The 15207-nt window shown below is 56.3% G+C and carries 17 protein-coding genes and 1 pseudogene; 12 read left to right on the top strand and 6 right to left on the bottom strand.

The window, feature by feature from the left end:
- Positions 1–70: 70 nt before the first annotated feature.
- The 9 genes and pseudogenes from WMO64_RS15015 to WMO64_RS15055 all read left to right on the top strand — a co-directional run bounded on the left by WMO64_RS15015 (position 71) and on the right by WMO64_RS15055 (position 6775).
- Complete coding sequence (locus tag WMO64_RS15015; RefSeq protein WP_349232488.1) at positions 71–670, top strand: TetR-like C-terminal domain-containing protein; 600 nt, start codon at positions 71–73, stop codon at positions 668–670.
- Between the two features lie 57 nt (positions 671–727).
- Positions 728–1066 carry a histidine triad nucleotide-binding protein gene (locus tag WMO64_RS15020; protein WP_294520605.1) on the top strand — a complete coding sequence of 113 codons (339 nt, stop codon included), beginning with the start codon at positions 728–730 and terminating at the stop codon, positions 1064–1066.
- Positions 1067–1190: 124 nt separating this feature from the next.
- Positions 1191–1265, top strand: a pseudogene (locus tag WMO64_RS15025) (HIT domain-containing protein); the annotation flags it as partial.
- 181 nt (positions 1266–1446) lie between these two features.
- Positions 1447–1662, top strand: a complete 216-nt coding sequence (locus tag WMO64_RS15030; protein ID WP_148316972.1) for a helix-turn-helix domain-containing protein — start codon at positions 1447–1449, stop codon at positions 1660–1662.
- The gene (locus WMO64_RS15035; protein WP_349232489.1) at positions 1655–3961 is read left to right on the top strand and encodes a DNA internalization-related competence protein ComEC/Rec2; all 2307 of its coding nucleotides are present in this window, start codon (positions 1655–1657) and stop codon (positions 3959–3961) included. The genes WMO64_RS15030 and WMO64_RS15035 overlap by 8 nt, the downstream gene beginning before the upstream one ends.
- Before the next feature lie 25 nt (positions 3962–3986).
- Positions 3987–5030, top strand: coding sequence for a DNA polymerase III subunit delta (gene holA, locus WMO64_RS15040; RefSeq protein WP_294520613.1), 1044 nt, complete (start codon positions 3987–3989; stop codon positions 5028–5030).
- A gap of 27 nt (positions 5031–5057) precedes the next feature.
- Positions 5058–5669 carry a ribonuclease M5 gene (locus tag WMO64_RS15045; RefSeq protein ID WP_349232490.1) on the top strand — a complete coding sequence of 204 codons (612 nt, stop codon included), beginning with the start codon at positions 5058–5060 and terminating at the stop codon, positions 5667–5669.
- Between the two features lie 122 nt (positions 5670–5791).
- Positions 5792–6196, top strand: a complete 405-nt coding sequence (locus tag WMO64_RS15050) for a Fur family transcriptional regulator (RefSeq protein WP_294520619.1) — start codon at positions 5792–5794, stop codon at positions 6194–6196.
- 36 nt (positions 6197–6232) lie between these two features.
- Positions 6233–6775 carry an NADH peroxidase gene (locus tag WMO64_RS15055; protein ID WP_349232491.1) on the top strand — a complete coding sequence of 181 codons (543 nt, stop codon included), beginning with the start codon at positions 6233–6235 and terminating at the stop codon, positions 6773–6775.
- Between the two features lie 314 nt (positions 6776–7089).
- Here the strand turns inward: WMO64_RS15055 and WMO64_RS15060 are convergent, their stop codons facing one another.
- The 6 genes from WMO64_RS15060 to WMO64_RS15085 all read right to left on the bottom strand — a co-directional run bounded on the left by WMO64_RS15060 (position 7090) and on the right by WMO64_RS15085 (position 13274).
- Positions 7090–8841 (bottom strand): DUF4368 domain-containing protein, encoded by a 1752-nt coding sequence (locus WMO64_RS15060; RefSeq protein WP_349232492.1) that lies wholly within the window; start codon positions 8839–8841, stop codon positions 7090–7092.
- On the bottom strand, positions 8838–9107 hold the full coding sequence (locus WMO64_RS15065) for a hypothetical protein (RefSeq protein ID WP_349232493.1): 270 nt from the start codon (positions 9105–9107) through the stop codon (positions 8838–8840). Before WMO64_RS15065 ends, WMO64_RS15060 begins: the two co-directional genes overlap by 4 nt.
- A 17-nt stretch (positions 9108–9124) precedes the next feature.
- A complete protein-coding gene (locus WMO64_RS15070) occupies positions 9125–10408 on the bottom strand; it encodes a plasmid recombination protein (RefSeq protein ID WP_021658839.1) in 1284 nt (427 codons plus the stop codon).
- Positions 10409–10744: 336 nt separating this feature from the next.
- Positions 10745–10966 (bottom strand): LLM class flavin-dependent oxidoreductase, encoded by a 222-nt coding sequence (locus WMO64_RS15075; RefSeq protein ID WP_349232494.1) that lies wholly within the window; start codon positions 10964–10966, stop codon positions 10745–10747.
- Positions 10967–11389: 423 nt separating this feature from the next.
- On the bottom strand, positions 11390–12685 hold the full coding sequence (locus tag WMO64_RS15080) for a DNA primase family protein (RefSeq protein ID WP_349232495.1): 1296 nt from the start codon (positions 12683–12685) through the stop codon (positions 11390–11392).
- Positions 12678–13274, bottom strand: coding sequence for a CHC2 zinc finger domain-containing protein (locus WMO64_RS15085; RefSeq protein ID WP_349232496.1), 597 nt, complete (start codon positions 13272–13274; stop codon positions 12678–12680). Before WMO64_RS15085 ends, WMO64_RS15080 begins: the two co-directional genes overlap by 8 nt.
- 228 nt (positions 13275–13502) lie before the next feature.
- Between WMO64_RS15085 and WMO64_RS15090 the strand changes: the two genes are divergently transcribed.
- Genes WMO64_RS15090 through WMO64_RS15100 form a run of 3 tightly spaced genes read left to right on the top strand, consistent with a single transcriptional unit; the run spans position 13503 to position 15136 of the window.
- Positions 13503–13694 carry a helix-turn-helix domain-containing protein gene (locus WMO64_RS15090; protein WP_303926211.1) on the top strand — a complete coding sequence of 64 codons (192 nt, stop codon included), beginning with the start codon at positions 13503–13505 and terminating at the stop codon, positions 13692–13694.
- 7 nt (positions 13695–13701) lie between these two features.
- Positions 13702–14550 (top strand): helix-turn-helix domain-containing protein, encoded by an 849-nt coding sequence (locus WMO64_RS15095; RefSeq protein ID WP_349232497.1) that lies wholly within the window; start codon positions 13702–13704, stop codon positions 14548–14550.
- The gene (locus tag WMO64_RS15100) at positions 14540–15136 is read left to right on the top strand and encodes a sigma-70 family RNA polymerase sigma factor (protein WP_349232498.1); all 597 of its coding nucleotides are present in this window, start codon (positions 14540–14542) and stop codon (positions 15134–15136) included. The genes WMO64_RS15095 and WMO64_RS15100 overlap by 11 nt, the downstream gene beginning before the upstream one ends.
- Positions 15137–15207 lie beyond the last annotated feature (71 nt).

The raw sequence follows: 15207 nt of genomic DNA on the forward strand, positions 1-15207 counted from the left end.
AGATATAAACGAGAAAAGTGTTGGAATTACGGCATGGACCGGGAAAAAGGCAGGGAACAGGAGGAGCGTCATGGAGAAAGAGGAGCGGAAGGAGAACCAGCGGACCCGTCTGACCAAGCGTCTGCTGCGGGAGAGTCTGCTGGGGCTGCTGGAGGAGAAGCCGGTGGAGCGGATCACGGTAAAGGAGCTGTGCGAGCGGGCGGAGCTCAACCGCTCCACCTTTTACGCCTATTATCAGGATGTGGTCCAGCTGTACTATGAGATGGGCAACGAGCTGGTGGACGCCCTGCTGGACTATGTCCGGGACATAGGGGCGGACAGGGTACAGACGGAGCCCATGCTGGCCTATATCAAGGAGCGGCGGGAGATGTTCGCTCTGCTGATCTACAACGGCCAGTTTATGGACATGAACGCTCCGCTTCAGCGTCGGGTATTTGAGGAGACCATCCGGTACATTTGGCCTGCGGGAGCGGAAATGTCTGTGGCGGGGCCGGAGTGGAAGTACATCCTCCAGTACATGTTCATGGGCGGCAGCGGCCTGATCCACCGGTGGGTGCGGGACGGCTGTGATATGGAGCCGGCGGAGCTGGCGGCGCTGCTGGGCGGCCTGACGGAGACTTTGCTGCGGGCGGCGCCTGGACTGGCCCGTCAGAAAGGCAAAAAAGCATGACAATTTGGCGAGGGTGTGGTATACTGAAGAAAATGTTTCCCGGAAGGAGGCTGTTCCATGAGCGACTGTCTGTTCTGTAAGATTGCGGCGGGCGAGATTCCGTCCAAGAAGGTCTACGAGGACGACCAGGTCTATGCCTTTTACGACATCGATCCCCAGGCGCCCACCCATTTTCTCGTGATTCCCAAGGAGCACATCGGCTCCTGCGGCGAGATCAACGCCGAGAACTCCGGCGTGGTGGCCCACGCCTTTGAGGTCATCTCCAAGGTGACCAAGGACCTGGGCATCACCGATTTCCGCGTGGTGTCCAACTGCGGCGAGCAGGCCGGCCAGAGCGTGCACCATCTGCATTTCCACGTGCTGGCGGGCCGGGACATGACCTGGCCTCCGGGCTAAGGGCCTGCGAGCCGCGCCAAGCGTTTTGGGCCGCAGGACCAAAACCTTGATGCCGGGCGGATTCACTCCGCCCGAGCAGATAAAATAAACGGGGCACCCCAGGCGGTTTCCGCCTGGGGAAGAGCGGGCCGGCCAGAGCGTGCACCATCTGCACTTCCACGTGCTGGCCGGTCGGGATATGACCTGGCCTCCGGGCTGATAGCAGCATCTAGGGTTGGCCCCTCATCCGTCTGGCCTGCGGCCAGCCACCTTCCCCCTCGGGGGAAGGCAAAAAAGGCGGTCTTTGACCGCCTTTTTTCATTGAAATAAATTGAAGCCGTATGGGTGAAACTAGCGCGGAAGAATGTTGCCGTTTGGTAGCATTTTTCTGAGGTGATCCCATGCACTTTCAGAGAATTGAGGACCTGCGGGTTGACCACGACAAGAGCCAGATTGAGATAGCGGCTTATCTCAACCTGAACCGGAACGTCTACTGGCGGTATGAAAAAGGAATTCGGGAAATTCCTGCCTGGGCTGTGATTAAACTTGCAGACCTGTATCAGACCACCACCGACTATATTCTGGGACGCACAGACGACCCCTCTCCCCGTGCGTAAGCTGGCCTCCTTTGCGCTGCCCTTTGGGGCGGGCGTATACCTGTCGGTGTACCTGCTTCCCTGGCCGGTCCGGCTGGCCGGGGCGGTGGTGTGCGCCCTGATTTGGGCGGTATGCCTGCTCCGCTGGCGCAGACAGCGGGAGGACAGGCGGCTGCGTCTGGTGCTGTGTGCCGCGGGTCTGGCCCTGGGCCTGTTGTGGAGCTGGGGCTATGACATGCGCACGGTGTACCTGGCGGAACAGCTGGCGGGGACGGAGGGGACCGTCACCGCCCAGGCGGCGGACTGGCCCGAAGCAGGGACGTCCAGCGTCTCAGTGGAGGTGCGGTTACTGGACCCGGACGGGCCGGATCTGGGGGCGATCCTCTATTTTTACCCCGGAGACGAGGCCGTCCCGGACATAAAACCCGGCGACACCCTGACCTGTACCGCCCGGCTGAGGCTGGCGGACGCCATCGGCGGGGAGAAGAGCGGCTACTACTATTCCAAGGGGATTTTTCTCACCGCCAACGCCGGAGAGCTCCCGACTGTCACACCGGCGGAGTCCGTGCCCCTGCAATACTGGCCCGCATTGTGGCGCAGGGCCATGGGGGAGCACATTGCCGAACTGTTTTCCGACGAGACCGCCGGTCTCGCCCTGGCCCTGACCACCGGGGACAAGTCCGGCCTCACCGGCGGGTTCTACACCGCCCTCAAGCGCTGCGGCCTGGCCCATGTGGTGGCTGTGTCCGGCATGCACATGAGCATGGTGGTGATGCTGCCCGCCATGCTGGTGCGCAGGCGGCGGAGAAAGATGATGGCCATGGTGTCCATCCCGCTGGTGCTGGCCTTTATGGCCCTCACCGGCTTCGCGCCCTCGGTGGTGCGGGCCGGTGTGATGCAGATTCTCCTGCTGCTGGGCCCAGCCCTGAGCCGGGAGGGGGACACGGTGACCTCCCTGTCCTTCGCCCTCCTGCTGCTCCTGCTCCAGAACCCCAACGCCGCCATGGATGTGGGCCTTCAGCTCTCCTTCCTGTCGGTGGCGGGCATTCTCGCCATTACAGGGCGGCTCAACGAGAAGTTTTTCCACCGCTTCCCCCTGAAAAAGGGGAAAACACGCCCCCGGCGGCTGTACAACAGCGCCGTCCGCTTCCTGGTGGGCTGCGTCACCATGAGCATCGGGGCCATCGCCTTCACTACGCCCCTCACGGTTCATTATTTCGGCACTGTCTCCCTGGCCTCGCCCCTGGCCAACCTGTTAACGCTGTGGGCCGTGACGGTGCTCTTTCTCCTGTGCCTGCCCGCCGCCGCCCTGGGCGGGGTGCTGCCTCTTGCGGGTACGGTGCTGGCCGCTCTGGCGGAGCCGGTGAGCTGGGTTTTCCACCGTATCGTGTACGGCCTGAGCGGCCTGCCCTTTGCTTCGGTCAGCCTGGAGGCGGGCCGGTATCTCCTGTTCTGGCTCCTCTTCGTCTACGGGGTCATCGGGGCCTGTATCCTGTTCCGCAGGGAGAAGCCCCGGCCCCTTGCCCCGGTGTGCTGCTGCGCCGTGACCCTGGCGGTGGCCCTCATGTTCAATATGATCTCCCTGCGGGGCAGCGGCCTGACCGTCACCGTGCTGGACGTGGGCCAGGGGCAGAGCATACTGCTGACCAGCCAGGGGAACACGGCCCTGGTGGACTGCGGCGGCAGCGGCGCCGACGACCCGGGGGACATTGCCGCCGACTACGTGCAGGCCATGGGCAAGAGCACTCTGGACCTGCTGGTGCTGACCCACTTCCACGATGACCACGCCTGCGGCGTGCCCGAGCTGATGGAGCGGCTGACAGTGTCCGCCCTGGCGGTGCCGGACATGGAGCCGGACAACCCCCTCCGGGCGGAGATCCTGGCCCTGGCGGAGAAGAAGGGGACCGAGGTCGTCTTTATCGAGGAGGACGCGACGGTGGAGCTGGGCGGCGCGGCACTCACCCTCTACGCGCCCCTGGGCACCGGCGGCGGCAACGAGGAGGGGCTCTCCGTGCTGGCCACTCTGGGGGACTTTGATGCCCTCATCACCGGAGACATGAACGCCGCCGTGGAGCGGCGGCTCATCAAATACGGGAATCTGCCCGACATCGAGCTGCTGGTGGCGGGACACCACGGCTCCAAGTCCTCCACCTCGGAGGAGCTGCTGGCGGCGGTGATGCCGGAGTACGCCGTCATCTCCGTGGGCTACAATTCCTACGGACACCCTGCCGACTCCACCCTGGACCGGCTGGAGCAGGCGGGCTGCGCCGTCTGGCGCACCGACCTCCAGGGTACCATTACCGTCCGGGCGGCGGACTGAATCCACCCACAAGGGGGAATGACCCATGGCAAAAAAGGAAAAGGCGGACAGCGCCGCCTATCAGAAGCTGAAAAAGGACATTGCCGACGGCACCATCGGCCGGCTCTACGTGTTCTACGGGGAGGAGGCCTACCTGCGGGACTTCTACCTGGGGCAGATGAAGAAAAAGCTCCTGCCCGCGGGCATGGAGGAGTTCAACCTCCACACCATGTCGGGCAAGGAGTTTGACATCAAGCGCCTGGCCCAGATGGTGGACTGCCTGCCCATGATGAGTGAGCGCACCCTGATTGTGGTCAGCGACTACGACCTCTACAAGGGGGACAAGGAGGGCCTCACCGCCCTCTTTGCAGACCTGCCCGACTATGTGTGCCTGGTCTTTGTCTACGACCTCATTGAGTACAAGGCGGACGCCCGCACCAAGCTGGCCGCCGCCCTGAAGGAGCACGGCAGCGTGGTCAACTTCGCCCGGCAGGAGCAGGGGGACCTGGTAGACTGGGTCCGCCGCCGCTTCCGTGCCACCGACCACGACATCGGCTCCGAGGAGGCCAAGTACCTCATCTTCCTCTGCGGCGACCTGATGAACGGCCTCATCTCGGAGATCGGCAAGATCGGCTCCTATGCCAAGAACCACCGCATCACCCGCCAGGACATCGACGCCGTGGCCACGCCCCAGCTGGACGCGGTGGTGTTCCAGATGACCGACGCCATCGCCGCCGGCAACTTCGAGCGGGCTGCCGCCGTCCTGGGGGACCTGTACCACATGCAGGAGGCCCCCATCAAGATCCTGGCCGTTCTGGGGAGGCAGCTCCGGCAGCTCTACTCCGCCCGGCTGGCCATTGAGAACCGGAAGGGCACCTCTTATCTGATGGAGCTGTGGGGCATGCGCTCGGCCTACCCGGCGGAGAAGCTGATGCAGTCGGCCCGCCGGTTCTCTCTGCCCTGGTGCCGCCGGGCGGTGATCCGCTGCGGGGAGATGGACCTGGCCATGAAGTCCACCGGCGCCGACGGGGAAGAGCTGCTCACCCAGTTTCTGCTGGAGCTGGCGGGGGCCTCGTCCCGAAAGCGCTGAAAACGCCGGACAGGAGAGATACCAACTATGCTGAAAATCAAGGAAGCCGTGGTGGTGGAGGGGCGTTACGACAAGAACACCCTCTCCCAGCTGGTGGATACCATTATTATTGAGACGAAGGGCTTCGGCATCTTCAAGGACAGCGAGCGGCTCTCCCTGCTCCGCCGTCTGGCCAGGGAGCGGGGACTGGTGGTGCTCACCGACTCGGACGGCGCGGGCTTTGTGATCCGCAACTTTCTCAAGGGGGCCATCCCGCCCGGGCAGGTGAAGCACGCCTATATCCCCGACCTCTTCGGCAAGGAGCGCCGCAAGCGCCAGCCGGGGAAGGAGGGCAAGCTGGGGGTGGAGGGCATGCGCCCCCAGGTGCTGGAGGAGGCGCTGCGCCGTGCGGGGGTCACCTTCCTGGATCAAGAGTCAGGGGAGCACATATCCCGCCGCCCCATCACCAAGGCGGACCTGTTTGCCGCCGGGCTGTCGGGCGGACCGGACTCCGCCCAGCGCCGCCAGGCCCTGCTGCGCCGTCTGAAGCTGCCAGAGCATATGACGGCCAACGCCATGCTGGAGGCGCTGAACGTGTTTTGTACCTATGAGGAGTTTCAGAGCGCCCTTTCTGCCTCTGAGGAGGAGCAGGAACCGTAAAATTCATTCCGGGAATCTCCCAAAAATTATTTTCGAAAAAGCGAAAAAAACCCTTTACAAACTCCGACCAGTATGCTATGATAATCCTGCAAACAAGAATTACTACTGATAAGGAGGCGAGTATGGAACGCACCATCCGGTACAGCAAAAAGCGTGAGGCCATTCTGGAGGCCATCTGCTCCACCGATATCCACCCCTCGGCTGACTGGATCTATCAGCGGCTCAAGCCCGCCCATCCGGATCTGTCGCTGGGCACGGTCTACCGGAACCTGAACTTTTTCCGGGAGCAGGGGACGGTACAGTGTGTGGCAGTGGTCAACGGACAGGAGCGCTTTGATGCAAACGTCCGCCCGCACAACCACTTTATCTGTGACTGCTGCGGCGCTGTGATCGATCTGCATCAGATTCCGGTGGACGCCGGGCTGGACCGGCAGGTCAGCGAGACGTACGGACTCCAGGTTCACCACCACGACCTTGTTTTCCACGGCACCTGCGCAGAATGCAGGGAGAAAAGCCAGATCAGTTGAATAAAACAAAAAATCAAAAATCAGGAGGAAATCAACATGAAGAAGTTTGTGTGCACCGTCTGTGGTTATGTCTACGAGGGCGAGACCGCTCCCGAGTTCTGCCCCATCTGCAAGGCTCCCAAGGAGAAGTTCAAGGAGCAGACCGGCGAGAAGAGCTGGGCCGCCGAGCACGTGGTCGGCGTGGCCAAGGGTGTGGACGAGAGCATCCTGCAGGGCCTGCGTGAGAACTTCCAGGGCGAGTGCTCCGAGGTCGGTATGTACCTGGCCATGGCCCGTGTGGCTCACCGCGAGGGCTATCCCGAGATCGGCCTGTACTGGGAGAAGGCCGCCTATGAGGAGGCCGAGCACGCCGCCAAGTTCGCCGAGCTGCTGGGCGAGGTCCTGACCGACTCCACCAAGAAGAACCTGGAGATGCGTGTTGACGCCGAGAACGGCGCCACCGCCGGCAAGTTCGAGCTGGCCAAGAAGGCCAAGGAGCTGGGTCTGGACGCCATCCACGACACCGTCCACGAGATGGCCCGCGACGAGGCCCGTCACGGCAAGGCTTTCGAGGGCCTGCTGGAGCGTTACTTCGGCTAATCTGAGCGAGTAAAAATCCCCGGACCGGAAGGTCCGGGGATTTTTTTGCTGTGGCGGACCTCGTCACCGAGCGTTTTGCCGGAGGCAAAACCTCGATGCCGGGCGGATTCACTCCGCCCGAGCAGATGAAATCAGCGGGGCCCCCATGGGACGGGTCCCAAGGGGAGCGGCCCGCCACGGCAAGGCCTTCGAGGGCCTGCTGAAGCGCTACTTCGGCTAATCTGAGCGAGTAAAAATCCCCGGACCGGAAGGCTTAATAGTGATAAGGTACTATTTAGCTTTGCGAGGGGCAGAGAACGGTGTGACCGCAATGGTCACGCCGTTTTTCTGCGTCCAGGGGTAGATTTCGCAACAACAGGCTCGGAAATCACAGGAATCTCTACGTCATCCACGAAGTTGAAGTAGATTTTTACCTTCTGTACCCGCTTGCCACTGGATTTGTCTGGCGCAAACACCTCGATCTTCTTGATATACTCATTGACTATCGTAGGTGTCAATTCCGGTACATCCACATACTTCTGAGTCAGGGCGACAAAGGCATCCACATCCGCACTCATGGTTTCCTGCGTTTCCAGCCATTCTTCCGTCACTTCGATTTCGAGCTTTAACCGTTCCTGTTCTGCCTCGTAATCGGCGGTCATTTTCTTGTACCGCTCCTTGTTCAGATCGCCCAGGACAAAATCCTCATAGAGTCGGGACAGAAGAACATCCAAGTCAGCCAGCCGCTTCTTAGCCTGCTCCACTCGCTTCCGATTTTCACGGATGTTGCGTTCCTGATCGGAGCGGCGGCATTGCAGCCATTCTTCCTGAAAACCTTCCACGTCCTGCCGGATATAGGCATTGACCGCCCGAATGCGCTCCAACACCAGTTCCCGCAGTACATCTTCCCGGATATAGTGGGCAGAACAGGTACCTCGACCGCTTTTGTAGCTGGAGCATACATAGTGGTCTTGCTTGCCGTCAAAGCTTTTGCAGGTAGCAAAGTGCAGCTTATTCCCACAATCAGGACAGAACAGAAGCCCGGAGAACAATCCCTGCCGCTGGGCTTTTGTGGGACGGCGTTTATTTTTTCTCAGCTCCTGCACCCTGTCCCACTGAGCCTGGGAAACGATTGCTTCCTGCGTATCAGGGAAGATGCACATATCTTCGATGGCATTGGGAATCCGCTTCTTCAGCTTATAGGACTTGGAATAGGTCTTGAAATTGCAGGTACAGCCGGTGTACTCCATCCGTTCCAGAATACCCGCAACCGATTGACCAATCCAATGGTAAGGGCGTTCCGGCATCTTCTTCCGCTTTTTCGGGTCAGGATGGTTTTCCGACTGTTTGGCATACAGCGCCTTGGTAGTCAATACCTTATCCTGCTCCAGTATGCGGGCAATCTGTTCCGGCCCCTTGCCGTCAATGGCCAAGTCAAAGATGCGCTTGACTACTGGGGCAGCATCCTCGTCAATGATCCAATGGTCTTTATCGGCTGGGTCAGTGCGATAGCCATAGGGCGGTTTTCCCAGATGCTTTCCGCTGGTGCCTTTCTGACGGAATACGACCCGGACTTTTTTGCTGGTGTCCCGTGGATACCACTCGTTGAACAAATTGCGAATAGCGGCAAAGCCGTCGCTGTCGCCCCGCTCACTGTCCACACCATCGTTGACGGCGATAAAGCGCACATCGTAGCTGGGGAAAATGATGTCCGTGTACTGCCCAACGGTCAGGTAATCTCGGCCAAACCTGCTGAGATCCTTGACCAGCCAGCAACCGACGAGTCCCTGCTTAACCAGTGCAAAGCCTTCCTGTACGCCAGGGCGGTCAAAATTGGTTCCCGTATATCCGTCATCCACCAGAATTTTCAGGTTGGTGTAGCCATGCTCGGCTGCATACCGGGTTAAAAACTCTTTTTGATTCTGTATCGAATTTGATTCTCCATCCAGCGCATCCTCATTGCTGAGGCGGCAATACAGGATGGTGATTTTCTGCTGATCCAACATATCGTCCTCCTTTACGGTTGGGTCAGCTGACAGAATCGGTGTGCATGGTGATATTGTAGCATGAATTTGAGTCTGTGTCATGAACAAAGCGCCTCCTTATTCGAAAAAATGAGCCGTTTTACCTTGTGGGTAAGCGGCTCATTTCCGTCACATACAGTCTCCAGCAGATACCAGGTATTTCCGATTTTCCGCTCCACCGTACCGGTGAACGGATTCATCCGGTTTTCCCACCGTTTCCGGCATTCTTCCAGAAAGTCGATCGGCGGCTCAAAAATCGGGTCAAAGCAGGATTCAATGTCGATATAGCCATAGTCGGGTTCGCTCATAAAATCTTTGTGTTTTCTCATGCAGTTTCCTCCATCAATTAAAGTTCCATATCCTGCGACTTGCGGCGGGAAGGTTGATCGTGCTGCCTTGTTTGCCGTGTACGGGGCAAAATGGCATCAAGAAAAGCCCGCACCTTTTCGGGTACGAGCTTGACAGCGTCCAGATATGGCTGGACTTCCTTTTTCAGTTCTTGGTACTTGTCATAAATCTTTTCATACCGCTGTTTCCAGACAGCGGCACTCTTTTGCGCTTGTTGCAGACTATCTTCCAAACGGCTGTTTTCTGCCTTGGCAAGAATCCCATTGACCGCATAATCCTTGAGCGTACTGCACTCGGATGGGGTCAGAGTGATATTGCCGGTGATCGTCTTTTTCCCCATGGAGCGGATTTCCTGCACAGTCAAAGCAGCGGTGCGCTGCTCTTTGGTCTGCCTTTGCAGGGATTGCAGTTCCTTCTGCTTTTTCTCAACGGCAGCCTGTGCGGTGTCCAGCGCCTGTTCTGTCTGAGCGATTTGGGCGGTCACATCTTCCAGCCGCTGCTGCTCCTGTGCCACCTTAAACTGGGTCACCGTCAGATGCTCCTCGGTGCTGCCTCGCTCTCCACGCTCTACGTCGGTATATCCAGCAGCTCTCATGTGCTGATAAAAATCATCCTGCAAAATGGAGTAGGATTTCTTTAGAACCGGCTTTCCATTTTTCTGCAAAACGGGATTCCCGGTTTCGTCCAATGCCGGTTTGGACAGCCACTTTTTGCTGCGGCTGACCTGCATAATGGTCTCCTTGACCGTCCCCACCAAAGCCTTATCCTTGCACCGCTTTGACCAGAGAATCTGCTTTTCCACCACTGGGACATACACCACATGAAGGTGGTAGTGGTACACATCCTGTCCCAGAGCTTCCGACATGGCCCGGTTGATCTCATCGGCGTGCATGACGGCAGAGAGGATATACTGTTCGCCGCCCACAATCTTCACAGCGGCTTGGTAGGCTTCGGCATAAAACTGTTTAGCAAACTCATAGCCGCCGTGATTGTGGAAATAGGCGGAGTTCACATCGAAAATCAGTTCTCCATAGTGAATGGCATCCGGTTTCAGTCCACGGGTGGAGATCATACCGGAGGATTCCATCTGAGCAAACAGTTCCGTATAGCTGGCGGCTGGGTTTTTGAAGTGGACGTTATAGCTGAGACGTTCCGGGATAATATCCGGGTTGCGATAGCTGTCTTTTTCCCGTTCATTGTGCTTTTGGGTGTTGTCGATGTCCTTGTCCGGGACATCCACATTTCTGGCACTGGTACGGTCGATTCCATCGTTTCTGGCCATAAAAATCAGCTCCTTTCTGTTGTGCGGCAGACGGCTGGGGGACGGGGATGCACTTCCTGCGGGAAGTGTAATAACCCACTATGACACTTTCATCCCGAAGGGCTGCAAAGTGCCGTGGGCTCTCCGAGGGGGAATTGCGGTCATTGCGATGACCGCTGCTGAACTGCCCGGAAACCGCCTGCATCGTTTCCTGTTGTTCAGCCCGGACAGCCGATGTTCTGCCAAACATCAGCCATCCGGCGGCAGCGAAAAATCGAATGTTTTCGCCGCCTGTCCATATCAATACTGCGTTATTGCTATGGGGACGAGAGAGACGGGCCGCAGGAACGGCAGGCATCATTTGTCCCTCCGCTTCTGCCATACGAGGTCATAGCCAAGGGCATCGGCAAGCTGTACCGCCTCTACATACCGCAGAGACTCCCGCTGGAGCTTATTGGACAGGTTTGAAACGCTGTCGCTCCAACCGTAATCCTCAGAAAGCCGGTCGACGACTTCCTGCATCGTGTACCCGGAACGCACAATGCACGACTTAATTTCATTTCTTAAATTGGATTTCATAGAAAATACCTCACTCTTTCGTAAAGTTAGTTTGCCGTGGAGCACACACGCTGCACGGTACAGTTAATCTTAATTACTTCTCAAAAATCGTTCAGAACTGCGTTTGTGAAGAACTGTCCGCAACAGCACCCCATCGACTTTGCCATTAGGTGGGCTTGCAAGCGAAACCGTGAAAATAGTCACCTTACCGCATACCAGCGTCACTGTTTCGCAAATCACCGAATGATGATTTGCATTCTTTTTACAGTAATGTTTTTCACTGTTTGCACAACCATTGATCGGAAAGTGCGGATTTTAGAGCGCCCTCTGAGCCGAACAATAAAAAATAAACTTCGATTTTTTGCGTTCGTGCGTTCCTTCGTTCCACAGGCTGTACCCGGTCAGGAACGCATGAACGCACGAACAGAAGATTTTGAAGTTTCATTACAACTCCATAGGCGAGAGCAGGACATAAATACCCATGTATCCCCGACACCGTTTTCCACCGCCGATGTGCAGGTTATTGACCGGCTCCAAATGGTAGCGTTCAGCATTCTGGCTAAGCTGGTTTGCGAAGCTCTTTGGGGATAGTGGGTTTTCTGCGTTGTCCTCACACCACCGCTTATAGGCTACATACAGATTTTTGGTGCTGGCTTCATAATCGGCCTTGAATGCCACATAACCCTCAGAATCGAGAAAATCCAGAATGTTATTGGCATCCCGAACAGCGGAAGTGATATTGTCCTTGGCTCTCTGGCTGATGGTAAAGTGGTAGTGATTGGCGATCAGCCGCCGCAGCCCCTCCAGCATCCAGAGGAAGATTCCCTCTTTTTCCGCAATCAGTTTCTCGGCAAGGAACGGATCATCGAACCGATCCACAGGCTTGTCCTTGGTGGTCAGAATGATTTGGCGGCGAAAGAAGCCGTCGCTGCGGTCGTGAAGTGCAGTCAATGCCCCGTTGCCGAAACAGAGAAAACGCACATAAAGCTGCCCCTGATAACTCTGTTCTTTCTTCCGTTCCAAATCCATCCGCAGTTCTGCTGTCACGATGGATTTTACATAGTTGGTTTTGGTCAAGGCGTTCATGTCCAGATCATCGTCCACCATGAGCAGCTTGCCCTCCAGGTCGGCTCTGGCGAAACGGTTGTTTTCTACCTTCTGGATGGAAGTGGTGTTCATGTTGAACCCGAAAATGGCGTTCATCACCACACCGATGCGGCTTTTGCCCTCGCCGCCCTTGCCGATCAGCATGAGCATTTTCTGGCCCTTGGTGGACGGAATCAGGCAGTAGCCCAGATATTCCTGCAAGGCGGGAATATCCTCCGGCTCCAACAGCTCCGAGAGAAAACGCAGCCATTGTTCCGGTGCAGGAGCCTCTGTCTGATAGGACACCGGCAGGCGGTTGCTGCAATACTCTTTTTCCTCTGTAAACGTGCCATCCAGAAAATAAGTGCCGTTCGCCACATGGATGCGGTCACATTGCAGGGGCAAAGGGTCGGCGTATGCCGCCAGCTTCAGCGCTTTGATTACCTGTTCCACCGTCTGTGTGGCTTTGGCATGAAGCCAGGGCGAGAGTTCCTCATAAATCGTTCGCTTCAATTTGTTCTCATCCGGCAGCTGTCCATCCACAGTATAAAATCGGTCGTTGATGCAGCGCATGGGATGCCGGGACAGAAAATCCCGGCAGTATTCCGGCTCTACGATTTTCCCCTTGTCATCGATCCAAACAGGGTTATTCATGGTATCGCTCCTCTCTCAGGCGGGCTTGTAATTTGCGGATGTATCCGTCTGCCGTTAGTTCGCTTACGACTTCGCTTCGTTCATAGGAATCGCCTTGCAGCAGGATGTCCAGCTGATACTCCACCCAGGGCAGACGGTGACAGGCTTCCACAAATCGCTTATCCAGCGAATCTTCCGGCGCTTGCGGCGCATACCGTTTTTTCCAATCCAGGAGCAGCCGCCGGTATTCGTTCAAAACAGAAAAGCACAGCTGCTCGTTCTCACGAAGCTGCTGTGCTTTGGTTTTCTGCTTCCATTTTTGACGAATGGATTCCGGCAAGGGCTTGTCCGGCGCAAGGTGAAAGTCCGACGCCAGTTTTCGGGCCGCATCATACAGCCGAAGGTCAAACAGTTTGGCAGTCAGGTCGATCACATCCCCATGCTCCCCACAAGCGAAACAGTGGTAGTGGTCATCCGATACATACAGGCTCGGGTGACGGTCATTGTGGAACGGACACAGCGCCATGCCGTTTCGGTTGACTTGTAGCCCATAGTGTTCAGCCGCTTGTCTTACGGTAACTGCTGCCTTTACCATCGTAAAAATATCCATGCCATAGTTCCTCCTTCATCTTTGTACAGGTTTCTCCTGTCACCTCAATGTACGGAGAAAAAGGGCATGGTTCCAAAAATCCGTCAGTCCTGCAAGAAAATAAAATACCGCCTCCAAAACTTGCAGAATTGCAAGATAGAAGGCGGCTGGATTCTCAAAATATGGATTGAGATTGTTCCTGTTATGGAATATAATAGAAAATAGAATTGCAAACAACGAGGGCTGATTATGAAATATCTTTCTACGTTTGAAATTGCAGAGAAATGGGGGATTTCTCCCCGACGGGTCGGCATCCTCTGCAACCAAGGCCGGATTCCCGGCGCACAAAGAGCAGGAAGCCGCTGGATCATCCCGGAGGATGCAGAAAAACCAACCGATGCCCGCATTAAAAGCGGGAAATACAGAAAAGAAACGAGGTGATCTGCCTATGGAACAGGAATATCTCCCTGGTGATACTCCACAGCAGAGATTACAAGACTTGATGAAGGAGTATAAAATCACTCAGGCAGAGCTTGCTTCTAAAATTGGCGTTGCGGAAAGCTCCATCAGCCGTTTTCTGAATGGGACAAAGAATAAACTGACTATCGAGCAGATCATCCGTATTGCCCGGATTTTTAATGTATCCTCGGATTTTCTCCTTTGTCTGACCAATGTGCCAGATAAGAAAAATTATGACATCTCTGAGCTTGGCCTTTCTGCCGAAGCAGCACGCAATCTCTATACGGGGCGTGTAAACCCGGAAGTGGTGAGCCGCCTGCTGGAAAACCGCCGCTTTGCCCAGCTGACCAGTATGATCGCCCTGTATTTTGACGAAACGATGGCCTCCGGCTTTGCGGCGCAGAACCAAATCCTGCAATCGTTAAGTTCCATGCTGTTGATGACTGGCAAAGAACAGCCGGACATCCGGAAAGCAACTCAACAGGCGGCTCAGGCGGTCTCTCTGAACAAGATACCGGTTTTTCAAGCCGATCTGACCAATATTCAAAATCAATTTATGGCAGTTCTTCGGGAGATCAAAAAGGAAATGACTTCTGGGGAGGAAATTTCCCAGAACATAACAAAAGAGCTTACCGAGCAGATGTTCTCAGAGCTGACCAAGGGACAAGACCTTCATCATCCATCGGTTTCCCCAGAGCAGCTTGCAGCTATGGTTGTGCAGCCCATATCCCAGATGGGGCTGGCAAAGGATGAATCACTGGAAGAATTACAGCTGGCGCTGCTTCACATGATGGAAAGTATGCAGCCTAAGCAAAGCGATGAAAACGATGACCAATGAGCGGCTTTGTACTCTGGCACAGCGAGGGGATACACAGGCGCAGGAGCAGCTGGTGCAGAACAATCTGGGGTATATCCGAAAAACTGCAAATGAATTGTACATCAGTGTTGGCCTTGGAAACAGTGAGTTGGGCATCGACCACGATGACCTGATTCAAGAGGGGAGCATTGGTTTGCTCCGGGCAATCTCCCTGTATGACCCGGGCAAAAAAATAATGTTTTTGACCTATGCGGGGCCTGCCATCCGCAACGCCATGATGGATTTAATCTCGGCTGCTTTTGCGGCCTTTGAACAGCGGATGCAGTCTGACAAAGACGGTATCCCTATGGAGAGAATCAATCTGGATGATCTGCTTCCCGGTGAACATTCCGTGCAGCGTTCCGACCTGATTGCTGACCCCTATGCGTCAGAGCCGGAAAAGATTATGGAGGAAGCGGAAAACCGAAAAGAGCTTTATGAAGGGCTGCGGCGCATATCAGAACGGGAGCAAGTTTATCTGTTGTACCGCTTTGGCTTTGAGGATGACATGGAGCATCCTCTTGTGGGAACAGCTCTGCACTTTCATCTCAGTGAGAGCCGTGGATAAGGTAGAATAAGTTTCGCAAAAAGAAAAAGAGACATGGTTTGCAGATCTCTGGTAGAATGAAGTCGCGACAC

This window comes from Pseudoflavonifractor intestinihominis (assembly GCF_040096055.1).
GTDB classification, from domain to species: domain Bacteria; phylum Bacillota; class Clostridia; order Oscillospirales; family Oscillospiraceae; genus Pseudoflavonifractor; species Pseudoflavonifractor intestinihominis.